Raw genomic sequence first — 13838 nt, forward strand, 5'->3', positions numbered from 1 at the left:
CCTGCCGCCGTCGCCCCTCACTCAGGCGCTCAGCACCCCGGCCTCGATCAAGAAACGCGAGGGCGAGGCCGGGTTGTAAGCCAGACTCAGTCGCTGGCGCGCGCGCGTCATGGCCACATACAGCAGGTTGCGGTTTTCGGCGGCGCTGACCTCGCCAACAAACTCGCCGCGCGAGAGATGCGGGATCAGCACATGGTCGAACTCCAGGCCCTTGGCGGCCTCGATGCTGGACAGGCTGACCCGCGGATCGGCGCGCATGCGCGCCTGGCCGGCTTCCAGCAGATGCAGCAGGCGGAAGGCCTGCTCCAGCCCCTCGCCTTCGGCCACGATCATCTGCACCAGCTGGGCAATGTTGTCGCGCACCTGCTGGATGTCTTCCTTGCGCACCAGCACCGAGGCCGCCAGGCCGCTGGGGTCGAGCGCGCGCACAAAGCCCTCGCCAAAGACCTGCAGATCCTCGGCCTTCAACACCGCCAGGGCCGCGCGCAGACGCGCCAAGGCCCGCGGCGAGGCATTGCGCAAGACCTGGCCCTCGATGAAAGGCCGCATGCCGTCGATGTGCGAGGCCGCGTCGGCAATCGCGCGGCGCTGCGCGGTGACCGCGTCGAGATGGCGCAGCTCCGGGCTTTCGATCAAGGCGCCCGCGAACAGCATCAACGCGGCCAAGGTCTGCTCGCGCAAAGGGCGGCTGGCAAAGCTGCTGAAATCGTCGCGCGCAAAGGCATGGAGCGCGCGCACCAGCAGCACCTCCGGCCGGCGCAGGAAGGACTCAAAGCCATCGACGCGGTAGTCCACCCCCAGCTTGAGCAGCTCGCGCTCCAGCAGGATGGACTGGGCCGGGCGGCGCAGCAGGATGCGCAGCTCGTGGCGCTCGGCCTGGCGCAGATGGGCCTGGGCCAGACGTGCCACCTGCTGCGCCATCACCCGCGCCGATTCACAAGGCAGCAGCTCGATCTCGGTGGCGCAATGTGCGGCCGCGGCATAAGCCTTGTTGTGGGCCAGGCGGCCGGCCATCAGCGCCAGCTCGGGGCCGAAGCGGTGGCTGGCCGTCAGCGGCAGGCGCACCGGCCGGCCGATCTCCTGCTCGAAGCTCTGGTGCATGAAAGCAGCCTCGGCGCCGGCCTGCGAGTGAATCACCTGATCGCGGTCACCCACGCCGACGAAAGCAGCGCGGCGGTTGGCCTCCAGCACCGCCTTGAGCACGGTGAACATGGCCCGGTTGGTGTCGTGCATCTCGTCCACCACGATCAAGGCCAGGCCCTGGGCCAGGGGTGAGCCCTCGCGCGGGATCTCGTCGCGCAGCAAGGCGCGGGCCAGGTCGTAGCAGGCGTCGCCCTCACAGCGGAACTCCGGCCGGTCCGGGTGGCCGCCGCGGCGGATGAACTCATAGGCCGAGCGCACGCGCAGGCTCAGGTAGTCAAATCCCAGGTCCTCGGCCAAGGCGGGGCTCATGGCCTCATCCTCATCGAGCTGCTCGATCAGCATGCGGCCCTTGAGCACGGCAAAGGTCTGCAGCAAGCCCTCGGCCAGCGCCGCCGGCGAGCCATCGACGCTGAGCTCCTCGGGGTGTCGCTCACCCGGCAGGGTCTGCGCCCTCTCGACCGCGCGCAGCAGGTAAGGCTTGACCTGCTCCAGGCGCTGCAGGGACAGGGGACGCCCGCCTTCGATGCACTCCAGCACCTCAAGACTGAAGGCCTCGAAGCTCTGCACGCGGATCGCATCGACCAGCTCGGCCGGCAAACCCACCCAGCGCAGCTGCGCGCGCAAGGCCAGCACGGCCGGCGCGGTGTAGGTCAGGGCCAGGATCATGGCCGGATCGGCGCCCCGCATCAGGGCCTGCGCGATGCGCAAGGCCAGGCTGGTGGTCTTGGCGGCGCCGGCATTAGCCTCGATCAGCACATGGCGGGCGCGCGTGGCCTGGATCCGCTGCTGCTCCTCGGTCGGCGCGAAATGCTCGGGCACGAACAGGGCTTCGGGCTGCTCCGTGATCGGCGCTTCGGCAGGATTGGCCAAATGGGCGGGTGGCTCGGCGCCCGGCGCCGCACCGGTGTCTGAAGCGCTCACCGGCCGCGACTCAGTACTCGTCACCGACCGGGCTGACATAGTCCGGCGACAGGTTCTCGAACTTGGTGTGCATGCGCTGGAAGGCCAGCTTGATGGTGCCGACCGGGCCATTCCGCTGCTTGGCGATGATGATCTCAGCCACGCCCGGTTCCTTGCACTCTTCCTTGGTGTAGTACTCGTCGCGGTAGATGAACATGATGATGTCGGCATCCTGCTCGATGGCGCCCGATTCGCGCAGGTCGGACATCATGGGACGCTTGTCAGGCCGCTGCTCCACCGAGCGGTTCAGCTGCGAGAGCGCGATCACCGGGCATTTCAGCTCCTTGGCCAGGGCTTTCAGGCCGCGCGAGATTTCGCCGATGACGGTGGCGCGGTTTTCTTCATTGCCGCCGCCATTGCCGCTCATCAGCTGCAGGTAGTCGATGATGATGAGGCCGAGCTGGCCGCTGATGCGGGCCTGGCGGCGCGCACGCGCGCGCACTTCGGACGGGCTCAGGCCCGGGCTTTCATCGATGTAGATATGGGCCTTGCCGAGCTTGTCCACCGCCTCGGACAGGCGGCCCCATTCGTCGTCATTCAAGCGCCCGAGGCGCAGACGGCTCTGGTCGATGCGGCCCACCGAACCCACCATCCGCAATGCCAGCTGGGCGGCGCCCATTTCCATGGAGTAGATGACGACGGGCAGGCCTTCGTTGATGGCTACGTTCTCGCCGATATTGACCACGAAGGCCGTCTTGCCCATGGAGGGGCGCGCGGCCAGGATGATCAGGTCGCCCGGCTGCAGACCGGCGGTCTGTTTGTCGAGGTCGTAGAAGCCGGTGCGCACGCCGGTGACGTCCTCGGCGCCGTTCTCGGCCAGTTCGTTGACCCGGTCGATCAGGTCCACCACCAGGTTGTCCATGCTCTGGAAACCCTGGCCGCTGCGATTGCCTTCCTCGTTGATGCGGAAGATCTTGCCCTCGGCCTCGTCAACGATTTCCTTGACCGCACGGCCCTGCGGGTTCATGGCCGCGCTGGCGATTTCATCGCTGGCCGAGACCAGCTTGCGCAGCACGGCCCGCTCGCGCACGATCTCGGCATAACGCCGCATATTGGCGGCACTCGGCACGCTTTGCGCCAGGGCATTCAGATACGCGAGGCCACCGCATTCCTCGGCCTTGCCGACCGAGGTCAGCTCCTCGAACACGGTCACCACATCGGCCGGTTTGGCGGCATTGATCAGCTTGCCCAGGGCCAGGTAGATGTGCTTGTGCTCGAAGCGGTAGAAATCCGATTCGCTCAGCAGATCGCCGGCGCGGTCCCAGGCGCTGTTGTCGATCAGGAGACCACCCAGCACGCTCTGCTCCGCCTCGATCGAGTGCGGCGGCACGCGCAGGCGGGCCACATCGTCATCGCGGCCGGCGCTGCCGCCTGGCAAGGAACCTGAGGATCCGGGCAAGGGAGTGGGAGAGAAAGTGGCGCTCATGGATGGCAGGAGGGGTCGCAGTTCGGGCGGGCTGAACAGGGCAAGGCAATCAAGACCGGGCTGTCCACAGGCCTGCCCTGTGGACAAGCCTGTGGATAGCCTGGGGGCAGCGTTGTATAAACCGCCGCCCAAAAACGCAAAAAGCCGACACTGCGGACAGCATCGGCTTTTCGACTGTCTGACCGCTGACGGTCAGTGACACCGGAGTTTACTCGGCGTCGCGCACCACTTGCACGCTGATTTCGACGACCACATCGGTGTGGGCGGCGACAGCGACGGTGAACTCACCGACAGCCTTCAGCGGGCCATTGGGCATGCGCACTTGCGCCTTGGCGATGGAGAAGCCCAGCTTCACCAGGCCTTCGGCCACGTCGGCGTTGGTCACCGAGCCGAACAGACGGCCGTCCACGCCAGCCTTTTGGCTGATGCGCACGGTCTTGCCGGCCAGGGCTTCGCCCACGGCTTGTGCAGCGGCCAGCTTTTCAGCAGCGGCCTTTTCCAGTTCGGCGCGCTTGGCTTCGAACTCGGCGATCGCGGTGGCCGTGGCACGACGTGCCTGGCGGGTCGGGATCAGGAAGTTGCGTGCGTAGCCGTCCTTGACCTTGACGACGTCGCCCAGGTTGCCGAGGTTCGCGACCTTTTCAAGCAGAATGATTTGCATGTTGGGTTACTCCTCAGACCTTGTGCTGGTCGCTGTAGGGCAGCATGGCCAGGAAACGGGCGCGCTTGATGGCGACCGTCAGCTGACGCTGGAAGAAAGCGCGGGTGCCCGTCAGGCGAGCCGGCGTGATCTTGCCGTTTTCGCCGATGAAATCGCGCAGGGTGTCGATGTCCTTGTAATCGATCTGCTCAACACCGGTGACGGTGAAGCGGCAGAAACGCTTGCGGCGGAACAGCAGGGATTGGGTGTTGCGCTTGGGCTTCTTGTCTTTGGAGAAGCGACCCTTGCCACGTGGTGGTGCCATCGTATGACCTCTTTAATTTAATCCGGATTCGAACAATTCGGTGTTCAGTTGGGTGTCAGAGCGGTGATGTGGAAGATGGTTCCACGGCCGTTCTTCTGAGCGCTGAGGAAGCCTGTGAACAGTGCATTGCCTCCCACTCCCAGCGACTGCAGGCGCTTGCCGATCTCACCGATTGCGACCGCCTTGATTTCCATGGAAACCTTGCGCGGCTTGCCAGCTTCCTGGACCTGGGATTCGTGCTTGAGCATCGCATCCAGGGCCATCAGTCCGGCCGGTGTGTATCTGACAAGCCCCAGCTCCAGCAGCTGTGCTTGCAAAACCAGTTGGTTCAAAGTGAAAGAGAACGCAGTCGGGTCTTGAAAGGCACGCTGGTGGCCAGTTCGCTGGCAACCTTCATGAACACGGAGCTAAGCCTGATCAGGCCGTTGCGACTTGGGGCGCCTTGCGGGCGTCTTCGCGTTCCACGGTCTTCATCATCACCGAAGGCGTGGTTTCAGCCTTGGCCTTCACCACGGTCAGGTGGCGCAGGATGGCGTCGTTGAAGCGGAAGCCGGTTTCGAGCTCAGCCAGGGTTTCCTTGCTGCATTCGATGTTGACGCACAGGTAGTGAGCCTTGGCCAGCTTTTGAATCAGGTAAGCCATCTGACGACGGCCCCAGTCTTCAACGCGGTGCACAGCGCCGCCATTGCTGGTGATCAGGGTCTTGTAGCGCTCCAGCATGGCCGGAACTTGTTCGCTTTGATCCGGATGGATCAGCAAAACGATTTCATAGTGACGCATAAATACTCCTTGTGGATTCCAGGCTGAGCCGGCCGACGCCCGACAGTGGACCGCCCTGCTTTCGCCTGTGGAAGCCGTGCCACAGCGTCAGTTCACGTGGTCACGGCAAGGGGGAACCCGCAATTGTAGCGCAGTTTCTCGATTTCCACCAAGGTTTGCGTGCACGCAAAGCGGCGGGTTCGAGCTCAGAACTGTGTCGATGGCGGCTGCGGGCGCGGCGGGCTGCGCAACTGATCCAGCATATGGGCCTGCGCCGCCGAAGGCCGCGGCGTCAGCCAGCTGACCAGCACAATGGCCAGGAAACCGGCCGGTACACCAAACACCCCAGCCGAGACGGGCGCGATGCCGCCGATCAGCTGGGCCGGCCCCGGCACGCCCAAGGCCAGGCGCAAGCTGGGGCTGGCCGCCACCATGTAGTACACCGTCACCGCCAGACCGGTCAGCATGCCGGCCAGTGCACCCCAACCATTGGCACGGCGCCAGAAAATGCCCAGCACCAGCGCGGGGAAGAAAGTGGCGCCGGCGATGGAGAACGCCGCTGACACCAGCAGCAGGATGTCCGCCGGCTTTTGCGCCGCCACGGCGGCGGCCGCCAAAGCCGTGGCCAGCAGCAAGGCCTTGGACAAGGTGACGCGGCGCGTCATCGAGGCCTGCGGGTTGAAGAGCCGGTAGTAGACATCGTTGGACAAGGCGGCCGAGATGGTCAGCAACAAGCCATCGGCCGTCGACAGCGCCGCTGCCAGGCCACCGGCCGCCACCAGGGCCGAGATGACGAAGGGCAGGCCCATCAGCTCGGGCGCCATCAGCAGGATGATGTCTCCACTGATGCGCAGCTCACCGAGCTGCAGGATGCCGTCGCCATTGACGTCGCTGACCGCCAGCAAGCCGGGATCGACCCGGGTCCACTGCATGATCCAGCCGGGCAACTGCTCGAAGGGCGTGCCCACCAGATGGGTGAAGACCTCGTACTTGACCATCACGGCCAGGGCTGGCGCGGTGATGTAGAGCAGCGAGATGAAAAGCAGGGACCAGGCCACCGAACTGCGCGCCTCGCGCACCGTGGGCGTGGTGTAGAAGCGCGTCAACAAGTGCGGCAGGCCGGCCGTACCCACCACCAGGCAGAACACCAGGGCCAGGAAGTTGCGCCGCGACTCCTCGAACTTGTGCTGCTCCGGCGCACTGCCCTGCGGATGGCCCGCGTAGGCCAGCGCATGCTCCGGCATGCCGCCCAGCGGTTGCGCCCGCGCCTCGTTGTAAGCACGGCCTCGTTGCCATTGCTCGGCCGCCTCATGGGGCGTGCGAGGCAAGGCCGCCTGGCGCTTCTCGGCCGCCTGAATGGCGGCCAGCGGGGCATCCTGCGCCTTGAGTGCCGCCACCTGCCGGGCCGCCTCAGCGCGCTCGGCCGCCAGCGCCTCGGGCACTTCTTGCAACTTGCGCTCAAAACCGGCTGCCCGCTCGGCGAAGGCGGCTCGCACCTGCAACTCGGCCGGGTCGCGCAGCAATCGCTGCTCGGTCACGCTGATCTGCTGCAGTTGCTGGCCGTAGCTGAGCTGGGGCAACGGCATGCCTGTCTGTTTGACACTCATCCAGATCACAGGCACCAGATAGGCCAGCAAGAGCACGATGTACTGCGCCACTTGGGTCCAGGTCACGGCCCGCATGCCCCCCAGAAATGAGCAGACCAGCACGCCGCCCAGACCGAGAAACACCCCGATCTCGAAACTGAAGCCCGTCAGGCGCGCCGTGATCAGGCCCACCCCGTAAATCTGCGCCACCACATAGATGAAGGACACCAGCATGGCCGCCAATGCGCCCAGCAGACGCGGCGCCATGCCGCCGTAGCGGGCACCGAGAAAGTCCGGGATGGTGTACTGCCCGAACTGGCGCAGATACGGCGCCAGGCACAAAGCCACCAGACAAAAGCCGCCCGTCCAACCCAGCACATAGGCCAAGCCGCCATATCCACTGAGGTAGAGCGTGCCGGCCAGGCCGATGAAGCTGGCCGCGCTCATCCAATCAGCACCGGCCGCCATGCCATTGAAAATGGCCGGCACGCGACGGCCGGCCACGTAGTACTCGTCGGCATCGGTGGTGCGACTGAACAGGCCGATGCAGGCGTAGACCACCACGGTGGCGGCCAGAAAACTGATGCCAATCGCGCTCTTGGACAGACCCAGCCGCTCCAGCACCGCCAGGCACAGCAGGAAGAACAGAAAACCCAGGGTGAAGCCCAGGTAGATGCGCTTCATGCGTGCCGCCAGAGGCAGCGGTGGCCGGGGGGCAAAGGAGCGGGAGCGAACAAAAGCCACGGTGAGTCTGCAGGTCTGGGCGACGAGAACACGAAAGAGGTGGCAGCGAGGGATGCGCCAGGGCCGGTGGCCTGCCCCCATCATGCGAGCCCCGGCCCCCTGCTGTCGATACCGAAAACCCGAGGCTTGCCGCCCCGAGGTCCGGCGGACGCCCAGACGCCCTTGCAAGAAACAAAAACGGCCCGCGTCAAGCGGGCCGTTCGGTCTCAATCCATCGAACCAGCGCCCAAGCACCGGCCCGTGGCCATCAACGCTTGGCCAGGCGCTGCCAGGTTTCGATCACTGTGTCCGGGTTCAGGGAGATGGACACGATGCCCTCGCTGGCCAACCAGTCGGCGAAATCGGGGTGGTCGCTGGGGCCCTGGCCGCAGATGCCCACGTACTTGCCCGTGGCGCGGCAAGCGGCGATGGCGCGCGAGATCATGGCCTTGACGGCCGGGTCGCGCTCGTCGAAATCACCGGCCAGTTGCTCCAGGCCCGAATCGCGGTCCAGGCCCAGGGTCAACTGGGTCAGGTCGTTGGAGCCGATGGACATGCCATCGAAGTGCTCCAGGAACTGCTCGGCCAGGATGGCGTTGCTGGGCACTTCGCACATCATGATGACGCGCAGGCCGTCGCTGCCGCCGTCGGCCGCACGCTTGAGGCCACGCTCGGCCAGCATACTGACCACCCGCTCGGCCTGGCGCACCGTGCGCACAAAGGGCACCATGATCTCGACATTGCTCAGGCCCATGTCGATGCGCACGCGCTTGAGCGCCTCGCACTCCATGGCAAAGGCATCTGAGAACTCACCGCTGATGTAGCGCGAGGCGCCGCGGAAACCCAGCATCGGGTTCTCTTCATCGGGCTCGTAGCGCGAGCCACCGATCAGCTTGCGGTACTCATTGCTCTTGAAGTCGGACAGGCGCACGATCACCGGGCGCGGGTAGAAGGCCGCCGCGATGGTGGCAATGCCCTCCACCAGCTTGTCGACATAGAAGGCGCGCGGCGAGGCATGGCCTCGGGCCACCGACTCCACCGCCTTCTTCAGATCAGCATCGATGTTCGGATAGTCCAGGATGGCCTTGGGGTGGACACCGATGTTGTTGTTGATGATGAACTCGAGGCGAGCCAGGCCGACGCCGGCGCTGGGCATCTGCGCGAAGTTGAAGGCCAGCTGCGGATTGCCGACGTTCATCATGATCTTGATCGGGCAGTAAGGCAGCTCGCCGCGGTGCACCTCGCTGACTTCTGTTTCCAGCAGGCCGTCGTAGATATAGCCGGTATCGCCTTCCGAGCAGGCCACGGTGACCAGCTGGCCATCCTTGAGCGTTTCGGTCGCATTGCCGCAACCGACCACGGCCGGAATGCCCAGCTCGCGCGCAATGATGGCGGCGTGGCAGGTGCGGCCACCACGATTGGTGACGATGGCGCTGGCCCGCTTCATCACGGGCTCCCAGTTCGGGTCGGTCATGTCGGTGACCAGCACATCGCCGGGCTGCACGCGCTCCATCTCGGCCACGCTCTCGACCAGGCGCACCGGGCCGGTGCCGATCTTCTGGCCGATGGCACGACCTTCGGCCAGCACGGCGCTGTGGCCCTTGAGCTTGTAGCTGTGCTCGACCTGGCCTTCGGCCTGGCTCTTCACCGTCTCCGGGCGGGCCTGCAGGATGTAAAGCTGGCCATCGACGCCATCACGGCCCCACTCAATGTCCATGGGACGCTGGTAATGCTGCTCGATGATGAGCGCGTACTTGGACAGCTCGATCACTTCCGCGTCGTTCAGCGAGTAGCGGTTGCGCGCCTCGGGCAGGGTGTCCACGGTCTTGACCAGCTTGCCGCTGGCGGCCTTTTCCTCGGCCGAAGTGAACTCCATGCGGATCAGCTTGGATCCGAGGTTACGTCGGATGATGGGCAGCTTGCCGCGCGCCAGGGCCGGCTTGTGCACATAGAACTCGTCCGGGTTCACGGCGCCCTGCACCACGGTTTCGCCCAGGCCGTAGCTGGAGGTGATGAAGACCACATCCTTGAAGCCGCTCTCGGTGTCGATGGTGAACATCACACCGGCCGAGCCGAGGTCGGAGCGCACCATGCGCTGCACGCCGGCCGACAGGGCCACGTCGGCATGGGCAAAGCCCTTGTGCACGCGGTAGCTGATGGCTCGGTCGTTGTAGAGGGAGGCAAACACCTCCTTCATCTTGTGCAGCACCTCTTCGATGCCCACCACGTTCAGGAAGGTTTCCTGCTGGCCGGCGAAGGACGCATCCGGCAAGTCTTCGGCCGTGGCGGAGGAGCGCACGGCGAAGGACACGTCCGGGTGGTCGGCCGTGAGCTTGGCGAAGGAGCTGCGGATCTGCGCTTCCAGATCGGCCGGGAAGGGCTGCGCTTCCAGCCAGCCGCGGATTTCTGCACCGGCCTCGGCCAGGGCGCGCACATCGTCGGTGTTCAGGGTCGCCAGGCGCGCCTCAATGCGCTTGTCCAGGCCCTCATGCTTGAGGAACTCGCGGAAGGCATGGGCCGTGGTGGCAAAGCCACCCGGCACACGGACGCCCGAGGAGGACAGCTCCGAAATCATCTCGCCGAGGCTGGCGTTCTTACCGCCAACGACCTCGACGTCGCTCATCCTCAGATTCTCAAAGGGGACGACCAGGGCGGTCGGCTCAAAGCGTGCAGACATGGGAAAACTCCGTGATGTTGAAAATTCCGGAGTCCCGCCGGGGCGCCCACGGCGCCCCCCATGAAATGCAGCCACACGGCATCCCGGCCGATTCTTGATTCTGTTTGTGAGGATGGGATGGTCATGGCGCGAAGGCAGGACATTTCGAACGATTCTACGGGCTCGCCCGACTTATGATGAAGAAAGACTCTAGAGCCTGCTGACCATGCCCAATCGCACCGTGTACTTTGTCTCGGACGGTACCGGCATCACTGCCGAGACCTTTGGTAACTCCATCTTGGCCCAGTTCCCGGGCAAGCCGCGCCATGTGCGGCGCCCATTTGTGGACACGGCCGAGAAAGCCCACCAGGTGGTGCACGAGATCAACCAGACCAGCGAAGCGGAAGGCCGGCGCGCCATCGTCTTCGCGACCCTGGTCAATCGCGAGGTGCTGCAGGTGGTGCGCGAGCATTGCAAGGCCTTGGTGCTGGACATGTTCAACACCTTCATCGAGCCGCTGGAGGAAGAGTTCCAGGTCAAGAGCAACCACCGGGTCGGCCGCTTCTCGGATGTGGCGCGCAGCCAGGAGTACCACGACCGCATCGAGGCCATCAACTTCTCGCTGGCCCATGACGACGGCCAATCGGCCAAGAACCTGGAATCGGCCGATGTGATCCTGGTCGGCGTCTCGCGCAGCGGCAAGACGCCCACCTCGCTCTACCTGGCCATGCAGCACGGCATCAAGGCGGCCAACTACCCACTGATCCCGGAAGACTTCGAGCGCAGCAAGATCCCCTCGATGCTCGAGCCGCACAAGCGCAAATGCTTTGGCCTGACAATTGATCCCGAGCGGCTTTCACAGATCCGCAACGAGCGCCGCCCCGGCAGCAAATACGCCGACCTGATGAACTGCCGCTACGAGGTCAACGAGGCGGAGGCCATGATGAAGCGCAATGGCATCTCCTGGCTGTCCTCGACCCACAAGTCCATCGAAGAAATCGCCACCACCATCCTGCGCGACATCCGGCCGGACCGGTTGATCTACTGACGCGCCAGCTGGCGAGCGGGCTCAGCGCGGCGCCAGCAGACGCTGGCGCGCCGACTCGTACAGACAGATGGACGCGGCACTGCCCACATTGAGCGATTCCTCGCCGCCCGGCTGCGGAATGCCCACCGTCAAGGAGCAGCGCGCCATCAACCCGGGCTGCACGCCCTGCCCTTCGTGGCCCATGACCCAGGCGCAGGGGCTCGGCAGCGCGATCTGGTGCAGCTGCGCCTCGGCATAGGAGCTGGTGGCCACCAGGGGCACACGCAGGCGGCCCAAGTCTTCCGGCGACAGACCTTCAATCAGGCGCAGGCCGAAATGCGCCCCCATGCCGGCGCGCAGCACCTTGGGCGACCAGAGTGCCGCCGTGCCCTTGAGCGCCAAGACCTGGCGAAAGCCCATGGCCGCCGCGCTGCGCAGAATCGTGCCGACATTGCCGGCGTCCTGCAGGCGATCCAGCACCACGGTGTCCGCCTCCGGGGCCAGGTCTTGCCCGGCGTCCAGCGGCACCTCGAAGCCGATCTGGGCCGGCGACTCCAGGCCACTGATCTGCTTGAACAGCGCCAGCGGCACGACCAGCTGACGCGGCGCCGCATCGGCCAGGGCGCGCAGCACCGGATCGGCCGCCGCGGCCTCGGTCAGCACCGCCTGCAGCACCGGATGGCCGCGCTGCAGGCAGGCGCGCACGAGATGGTCGCCCTCCAGCCAGACGCTGCCCAGCTTGCGGTAGGCACTGCCGTCCAGGCTCAGCTTGCGCAGGCGTTGCAGGGCCGGGTTGTCACGCGAAGTGATGTGAAGAATCGGGCTGCTGGGGCTCATGCGTTCTCAAGGATGTCGCGCACCGGGCCGAAACTGCGCCGGTGCCAGGCCGTCACGCCATGGGCGCGCAAGGCGGCCAGGTGTTCGGCGGTCGGGTAGCCCTTGTGGCCGGCAAAGCCGTACTCGGGGTGGCTGTCGTGCATGGCCAGGCACTGGCGATCGCGCGCCACCTTGGCCAGGATGGAGGCGGCGGAGATCGCCTGCACCTTGGCGTCGCCCTTGACGATGGCCTCGGCCGGGATCTTGAGCACCGGCAGGCGGTTGCCATCGACCAGCACCTTGGCCGGCTTGAGGCGCAAGCCTTCCACGGCTCGCTTCATGGCCAGCAGGGTGGCCTGCAGGATGTTGAGCCGGTCGATCTCTTCCACGCTGGCCTCGGCAATGCAGCAGCACAAGGCCTTGGCGCGGATCTCGTCGAACAGGCGTTCGCGCTTTTTCTCGGTCAAGGCCTTGGAATCCGCCAGCCCGGCGATCGGGTTGGCATCGTCGAGGATGACGGCGGCGGCCAGCACCGGGCCGGCCAGCGGGCCGCGGCCGGCTTCGTCCACGCCGGCCACCAGCCCCAGGCCATCCCAGCTCAGGCCCAGTTGCTCGGGCACACGCAGCTCAGGCTTGCAGGACTTGCGCGATCGCATCGCTGGCCTTTTGCGCGGTATTGCAGCGCAGCAGCTCGTGTTGTTGCTGAAAAATGGCCCGCACTCGCTCGCAGCGCGCCGTGTCGTCCAGCCAGGCCAGCCCCTCGCGGGCCAGGGCCTCGGGCGTGCATTGATCCTGAATCAGCTCGGGCACGATGAAGTCGCGCGCCAGCACATTGGGCAGGCCCACCCAGGGCTGGTAGTTCTTGCCCTTCATGCGCCACCAATTGAGCGCATGCATGCGGTAGGCAATCACCATGGGCCGCTTGAACAGCGCCGCCTCCAGGGTGGCCGTGCCGCTGGCCACCAGGGTGATGTCACAGGCCGCCAAAGCTTCGTGAGAACGGCCATCCAGAAGATCGAGTTGCAGGCCCGGGGCGTGCCGAGCCACCAGCGGGTCAATCAGGGCGCGCAGGCCCGGTGCCACCGGCATCACAAAGCGCAGCTCGGGCCGCGCCTGCTGCATCAACACAGCGGCGCGCAACAGGGGCTCGGCGATGTAGCGGATCTCGCTGCGCCGACTGCCGGGCAGCAAGGCGACCACGGAGTCGGCTCCGTCTAACTTCAGAGCTGAGCGGGCCTGGGCCTGCGGCGGCTGCAGCGGAATCGCATCGGCCAGGGGGTGACCCACATAGCTGGCGCCGATGCCGTGGGCCTGCAAAAGCGCGGGCTCGAAAGGGAACAGACACAGCACATGGTCGGCCGAGCGCTTGATCTTTTCGACCCGCTCGGCACGCCAGGCCCAGATCGAAGGGCAGACGAAATGCACCGTCTTCACGCCCGCTTCGCGCAAGCGCTGCTCCAGGCCGAAATTGAAATCGGGCGCATCCACACCGATGAAGGCCGCCGGCGGCTGGGCCAGCAAGCGGTCGCCCAGCTGGCGGCGAATCGCCAGCAGCTCACGGATATTGAGCAGAGCATCGACATAGCCGAAGACCGAGAGCTTGCTCGAGGGCCACCAGGCCTCGAAGCCCTGGGCGGCCATGCGCGGGCCGCCAATGCCCTGAGTCTGGAGTTCGGGCCAGCGCGCTTTCAGGCCCTGGATCAGCAAACTGGCGAGCAGGTCTCCGGAGGCCTCGCCGGCCACCAGGGCTAGGCTCAGCGAAGGCTCAGCCATGAGA

Annotated in this window: 12 protein-coding genes; 1 reads left to right on the forward strand and 11 read right to left on the reverse strand. The window is 65.7% G+C overall.

Going from position 1 to position 13838, the window contains the following annotated elements:
• Window positions 1-21: 21 nt before the first annotated feature.
• The 8 genes from C1O66_RS08030 to ppsA all read right to left on the reverse strand — a co-directional run bounded on the left by C1O66_RS08030 (window position 22) and on the right by ppsA (window position 10239).
• Window positions 22-2064 (reverse strand): 3'-5' exonuclease, encoded by a 2043-nt coding sequence (locus C1O66_RS08030; RefSeq protein WP_165794532.1) that lies wholly within the window; start codon window positions 2062-2064, stop codon window positions 22-24.
• Between the two features lie 10 nt (window positions 2065-2074).
• Complete coding sequence (dnaB, locus tag C1O66_RS08035; RefSeq protein ID WP_102767398.1) at window positions 2075-3529, reverse strand: replicative DNA helicase; 1455 nt, start codon at window positions 3527-3529, stop codon at window positions 2075-2077.
• A gap of 208 nt (window positions 3530-3737) precedes the next feature.
• On the reverse strand, window positions 3738-4190 hold the full coding sequence (rplI, locus tag C1O66_RS08040) for a 50S ribosomal protein L9 (protein ID WP_102767399.1): 453 nt from the start codon (window positions 4188-4190) through the stop codon (window positions 3738-3740).
• Between the two features lie 13 nt (window positions 4191-4203).
• Entirely contained in the window at window positions 4204-4494 is a 291-nt protein-coding gene (rpsR, locus tag C1O66_RS08045; protein WP_102767400.1) for a 30S ribosomal protein S18, read from the reverse strand.
• Between the two features lie 44 nt (window positions 4495-4538).
• The gene (gene priB / locus C1O66_RS08050) at window positions 4539-4826 is read right to left on the reverse strand and encodes a primosomal replication protein N (protein WP_102767401.1); all 288 of its coding nucleotides are present in this window, start codon (window positions 4824-4826) and stop codon (window positions 4539-4541) included.
• A gap of 85 nt (window positions 4827-4911) precedes the next feature.
• Complete coding sequence (gene rpsF / locus C1O66_RS08055) at window positions 4912-5274, reverse strand: 30S ribosomal protein S6 (RefSeq protein WP_102767402.1); 363 nt, start codon at window positions 5272-5274, stop codon at window positions 4912-4914.
• A gap of 185 nt (window positions 5275-5459) precedes the next feature.
• On the reverse strand, window positions 5460-7523 hold the full coding sequence (locus C1O66_RS08060) for a sodium:solute symporter family protein (RefSeq protein WP_165794533.1): 2064 nt from the start codon (window positions 7521-7523) through the stop codon (window positions 5460-5462).
• A gap of 307 nt (window positions 7524-7830) precedes the next feature.
• Window positions 7831-10239, reverse strand: a complete 2409-nt coding sequence (gene ppsA / locus C1O66_RS08065; protein WP_102767403.1) for a phosphoenolpyruvate synthase — start codon at window positions 10237-10239, stop codon at window positions 7831-7833.
• 205 nt (window positions 10240-10444) lie between these two features.
• On the opposite strand from ppsA, the gene ppsR reads away from it, so the two are divergent.
• A complete protein-coding gene (ppsR, locus tag C1O66_RS08070; protein WP_102767404.1) occupies window positions 10445-11266 on the forward strand; it encodes a posphoenolpyruvate synthetase regulatory kinase/phosphorylase PpsR in 822 nt (273 codons plus the stop codon).
• A gap of 21 nt (window positions 11267-11287) precedes the next feature.
• Here ppsR and C1O66_RS08075 read toward each other — a convergent pair whose 3' ends face one another.
• The 3 genes from C1O66_RS08075 to lpxB are packed head-to-tail and all read right to left on the reverse strand — an operon-like array spanning window position 11288 to window position 13834.
• Window positions 11288-12082 (reverse strand): TrmH family RNA methyltransferase, encoded by a 795-nt coding sequence (locus tag C1O66_RS08075; protein ID WP_102767405.1) that lies wholly within the window; start codon window positions 12080-12082, stop codon window positions 11288-11290.
• On the reverse strand, window positions 12079-12717 hold the full coding sequence (gene rnhB, locus C1O66_RS08080) for a ribonuclease HII (protein WP_102767406.1): 639 nt from the start codon (window positions 12715-12717) through the stop codon (window positions 12079-12081). Before rnhB ends, C1O66_RS08075 begins: the two co-directional genes overlap by 4 nt.
• Window positions 12689-13834 carry a lipid-A-disaccharide synthase gene (gene lpxB, locus C1O66_RS08085; protein ID WP_102767407.1) on the reverse strand — a complete coding sequence of 382 codons (1146 nt, stop codon included), beginning with the start codon at window positions 13832-13834 and terminating at the stop codon, window positions 12689-12691. The genes rnhB and lpxB overlap by 29 nt, the downstream gene beginning before the upstream one ends.
• Window positions 13835-13838: the final 4 nt, after the last annotated feature.

It is taken from the genome of Paucibacter aquatile, from assembly GCF_002885975.1.
GTDB classification, from domain to species: domain Bacteria; phylum Pseudomonadota; class Gammaproteobacteria; order Burkholderiales; family Burkholderiaceae_C; genus Paucibacter_A; species Paucibacter_A aquatilis.